Origin of the sequence: Pelomonas sp. KK5, from assembly GCF_001984095.1 — a bacterium.
Taxonomy (GTDB): Bacteria; Pseudomonadota; Gammaproteobacteria; order Burkholderiales; family Burkholderiaceae_C; genus KK5.
The window spans coordinates 1-4,116 of the sequence record NZ_LYVQ01000359.1; the positions used below are offsets into that span (position 1 = coordinate 1).

The window sequence follows — 4,116 nt, forward strand, 5'->3', positions numbered from 1 at the left end:
TCAGACCCCCAGCATCGCAAGGTGTTGGGGGTTTTTCTTTGCTGACCGGGGTCGGTGCAGACGCTGCAAACGCTTGGCGAGAGACGGACCAGACCACCCATCTCCGCAGCGATACTTGAAGCCTCCCGTCGCCCGCTGCAGCCATGCCGCTCAACTACGCCCGCCGCCTCACCGGCCGTGACCGGACGCTACTCGCCAACCAGCATCTGGGCTGTGTGCTGGCCTTCGTGGCTGGAGCGGCGAATGCAGGCGGGTTCGTGGCCGTGCGGCGCTACACGTCCCACATGACCGGCATCGTGTCGGCAGTCGCGGATGACCTGGTGCTCGGCGACCTCGCCCTCGCCCTCGACGGCCTTGGAGCCCTGCTCTGCTTCGCCTGCGGCGCCGCGTGCTCGGCCGTGATGATCAACTTCGCGCGGCGTCGCAGACTGCACAGCGAGTATGCGATGCCGCTGCTGCTGGAAGCGGCCCTGCTGATCGGCTTCGGCCTGCTCGGCGCGAGGCTGTCACGGGTCGAGGGCCTGTTCGTGCCGGCCACCGTCATGCTGCTGTGCTTCATCATGGGCTTGCAGAACGCGGTCATCACCAAGCTGTCGCAGGCGGAGATCCGCACCACCCATCTGACCGGGATGGTCACCGACGTCGGCATCGAGATCGGCAAGCTGCTCTACTGGAACCGCTCGGCCCGGCCGGATCTGCCGGCAGTGCGAGCCAATGTTCCCAGGTTGCGCGCGCTGGTCCTGCTGGTGGGGTTCTTCTTCGCCGGCGGCGTGATCGGCGCGCTCGGCTTCAAGCATGCAGGCTATGTCGCGACGATCCCGCTCGCCCTGCTCCTCGTCGCCATCGCCAGCATTCCTGCCATGGATGACCTGGCGGCACTGAGCAGCAGCAAGTAGCGCGCGGCGCCCGTACTCAGGAAGAAAAATCCCGCGCCTCGTCCGCCGGCGTCCAGGCGATGACGTCATCGTCGCAAAGCCGCTTGCCCGCATCGCCCAGCCCGATACCCTCGGCGACACCGTGCGGGAAGACGTCGAGCAGGGCCGTGCCTTCGATGTCCAGCTCATGCGCGCTCGCGCTCCAGCGGGCCAGGTAGAGGACCGCGGCAAGGGTCCGGTCGCCACCCTCGCCCTGTTGCGGATCGCACTGGTGGCGGATGGCTTCGACCAGTGTCTCCGGGAACAGCCATCGCGCGGCGAAGGCAGCGCCGACCTCCGGATAGGCATAGCCCAACTCGGCCACCTGCGCCGCATGGCGGTTCTCGTCGGTGGAAAAGCGCGGCTGCAGGCTCGCGCACGTCGGCATCGCCATCTTCATGATCAGGTCGCCGGTGCCGTGCAGCAGGCCGGCGGTGAAGGCCAGGCCCGGGTCCAGCCGCAGTTCCTCGGCCAGCGATTGCGCGATCTTCGCGACGTCGAGGCTGTGGCGCCAGAACTCGACCATGTCCACGCCGGGCACGCCCCTGAACGCACCACCGACCGCCGCTGCCTGCACCAGTTGCCGCGTGGCCGAAAGACCCAGCAGCGCCGTGGCCGCCTCGACCGTGCCGATGCGCGCGGCGCCGCCCGCGCTGTAGCGCGCGGAATTGACCAGCCGCAGGATGCGCACCGTCAGCCCGACCTCGCCGGAGGTGAGCTGGTTGACCCGACGCAGGTCGGGTTCCTCCTTCTGCAGTTCGGCAAGAATCCGGCTGACCGCCTCCGGCAGGGATGGGATCAGGGCATCGGCAGCGAGAAGGTCTTGAAGCGTCACGATAGACCTCGCAAGGAATGCCGCAATGCTAGCGGCCAATTCGCGACAAGTCTGTCAGTGCAGACAATGTGTTAGACTCCGCCCATAGATTCGCACAAGACCGTTCTCCCAAGGTCTTCCCTGCAGCCCCGCCGACCCTCCCCGGGTCTTATCTCGCGAGCGGCTCGCTACAGCTCCACCCCGCTGATAGTTCTTGAGTGTTTCTGTCTCCGTCGGCCATGTCGGCTGCGGAGGGTTTTCGTTCACCTATTCATTCTTCAAAGGAAACACCATGACTATCCAGACCGGCACCGTGAAGTGGTTCGACGACGGCAAGGGCTTCGGCTTCATCACGCCGGCCGACGGCTCCAAGGACCTGTTCGCCCACCACAGCGAAATCCGCAACAACGGCGGCTTCCGCACCCTGGCCGAAGGCGCCAACGTGGAATTCGAAGTCAAGCAAGGCCCCAAGGGCCCGCAGGCTTCGAACATCCGCGCGCTGTAATCCAGCGCCACCGGCCGCCGCGGGGACGCGGCCTTGAAGAACAAGTCCCCGCACCGTTACTTATTCCCAAACCGCGCCAAGACGGTTCTGCCGATCAAGGCGCAACACCTCGAGCAAACATGCACAACAAGAGCATCGGGGTGGGGCGATTCCTTGTCTCACCCATGACCAAACCCGACGCAGACGGCACGTTCTCTGCCTCGGTTTCCATCCGCTCCGGCCGGGGCACCGCCAGCGTGGACCGCATCATGCGATTCACGCCGAGCTTTGCCAGCCGGAAGGCCGCCCTGCGCTATGCCACCGACGAAGGCAAGGCCTGGGCCCTTCGACACTGACCCCGACCCGACGACGGTCGACAGGCGACGCCGGCCCCGCGCCGGCTGCCCAGAACAAGGAGAACTAGATGGCCAAGGAAGAACTCATCGAAATGCACGGCGTCGTGAACGAAGTGCTGCCGGACTCGCGCTTTCGCGTGAAGCTGGACAACGGTCACGAACTGATCGCCTACATGGGCGGGAAGATGCGCAAGCACCACATCCGCATCCTGGCCGGCGACAACGTCTCGCTGGAACTGTCGCCCTACGACCTGAGCAAGGGCCGGATCACGTTCCGCCATCTGCACACCCGGCCGCCCGCCCCGCAGGCAGGCCGCTACAACAGGTGATGGCGGACTGAGTCGGCGAGAAGAAGAAGCCGACCCCGCAAGAAGCCCCACAGGCGCAAGCCCGTGGGGCTTCTTCTTTTTTTATCAGGCGGCCAGCACGCCCTGGATGTGCTTGGCGATCGCGTCGTCCTGGCAGTTCGTGAAGAACAGCTGCTGGAACTTCTCGCCCGAGACCGCCGCCTTCAGCAGATCCTGGTCCACGCCTTGGAGCACGCTGAGCATGTCCTTGCAGGAGGCCGCCTTCAGGTCCTTCAGGATGCCGCGGTTCTTGGCCATGATGGCCGCGCGCTCCTTCGGATAGCCGGCACCGCGCTCATGCTCGAAGAGCTTGCGGTAGCAGTCCTGCAGGTTCAGCTCGGCCGCCCAGCCGAAGCCCTTGGCATAGGGCATGGATAGGCAGTTGCCGTCGTTGATCTGGCCGAACAGGAAGGCGTCGGTCGGGTCGATGACCAGGCCGCAGAACACGCCGGGCATCGAGTTGCAGGCGAGCATCGAGCCCATGCCGGTGCCACAGCCGGTGACGACGAAATCCGCCGCCTTCGAGTTCAGCAGGATGCCGGCCAGCAGGCCGTTCATCACATAGGTCAGCGAGGCCTTGTCCTCGGGCGTGTACATGCCGTAGTGATGGACCGTGTGGCCCAGCGGCTCGGCGACGGTCTTCAGCGCGCCGTGGACGATCTCCGACTTGGCGGCCTGGCTGTTCTCGATGATGAGGGCGATCTTCATGGATGGACTCTCTCCGGATGGGATGCGATGGATGATGGGCTGGCAGCGGGGGTGAAGGACGCAGTTCGCGGGCAGAGGGCCCGGTCGCCGGTCGTCAGGGCAGGTGCAATCCCGGGAGAGGGCAAGACTGCATGGTCATCGTTTCCACCTGGCCAGGCCTGCGCCGCATCAGGGACGCGGTGCTGCCACGGGCCGCATTGTGCCTGTTGGAATCAGATATTGAAACTTCGTTTCAGTAGCCAATCAGCATCCCGTCAGCTGACGTAACGCATTATTTCCGTGCCGTTAAGAAGCACCTACGCCCGCGCGCGCAGGCCGCCTGACGGAAGCCTGACCGCAGATCGGGACCCCCGCAAGTCGATGGTTTCAAGCACGAATACGGGAAACCACGCAAGAGTTTGACCGCCGGCCGATTCGAGAATTACTGTAAACAATTGCAAATTCTCGTTTCCAGACACTAAGGCGATGGGATGCCGGCCGCACCACACGATGG

The 4,116-nt window shown here is 64.9% G+C and carries 7 protein-coding genes; 4 read left to right on the forward strand and 3 right to left on the reverse strand.

Going from position 1 to position 4,116, the window contains the following annotated elements; all coding sequences use genetic code 11:
* Positions 1 to 143 precede the first annotated feature (143 nt).
* On the forward strand, positions 144 to 896 hold the full coding sequence (locus B0W88_RS30200; protein WP_077038209.1) for a YoaK family protein: 753 nt from the start codon (positions 144 to 146) through the stop codon (positions 894 to 896).
* 16 nt (positions 897 to 912) lie between these two features.
* Here B0W88_RS30200 and B0W88_RS30205 read toward each other — a convergent pair whose 3' ends face one another.
* Positions 913 to 1,749, reverse strand: coding sequence for an HDOD domain-containing protein (locus B0W88_RS30205; protein WP_077038210.1), 837 nt, complete (start codon positions 1,747 to 1,749; stop codon positions 913 to 915).
* A gap of 271 nt (positions 1,750 to 2,020) precedes the next feature.
* Here B0W88_RS30205 and B0W88_RS30210 point away from each other — a divergent pair, with 271 nt between their 5' ends.
* From B0W88_RS30210 to infA, 3 genes are all read left to right on the forward strand, one after another.
* A complete protein-coding gene (locus B0W88_RS30210; protein WP_144007077.1) occupies positions 2,021 to 2,233 on the forward strand; it encodes a cold-shock protein in 213 nt (70 codons plus the stop codon).
* Positions 2,234 to 2,352: 119 nt separating this feature from the next.
* Positions 2,353 to 2,568 carry a hypothetical protein gene (locus B0W88_RS30215; protein ID WP_077038211.1) on the forward strand — a complete coding sequence of 72 codons (216 nt, stop codon included), beginning with the start codon at positions 2,353 to 2,355 and terminating at the stop codon, positions 2,566 to 2,568.
* A 68-nt stretch (positions 2,569 to 2,636) separates the two neighbouring features.
* Positions 2,637 to 2,897, forward strand: a complete 261-nt coding sequence (gene infA / locus B0W88_RS30220; protein WP_077038212.1) for a translation initiation factor IF-1 — start codon at positions 2,637 to 2,639, stop codon at positions 2,895 to 2,897.
* 84 nt (positions 2,898 to 2,981) lie between these two features.
* On the opposite strand, the gene B0W88_RS30225 is transcribed toward infA, so the two are convergent.
* Together B0W88_RS30225 and B0W88_RS35015 are read right to left on the reverse strand one after the other, a co-directional pair.
* Entirely contained in the window at positions 2,982 to 3,623 is a 642-nt protein-coding gene (locus B0W88_RS30225; protein ID WP_077038213.1) for an RpiB/LacA/LacB family sugar-phosphate isomerase, read from the reverse strand.
* A gap of 296 nt (positions 3,624 to 3,919) precedes the next feature.
* The coding region (locus tag B0W88_RS35015) for a hypothetical protein (RefSeq protein ID WP_233151897.1) at positions 3,920 to 4,116 on the reverse strand (197 nt) is incomplete at its 5' end.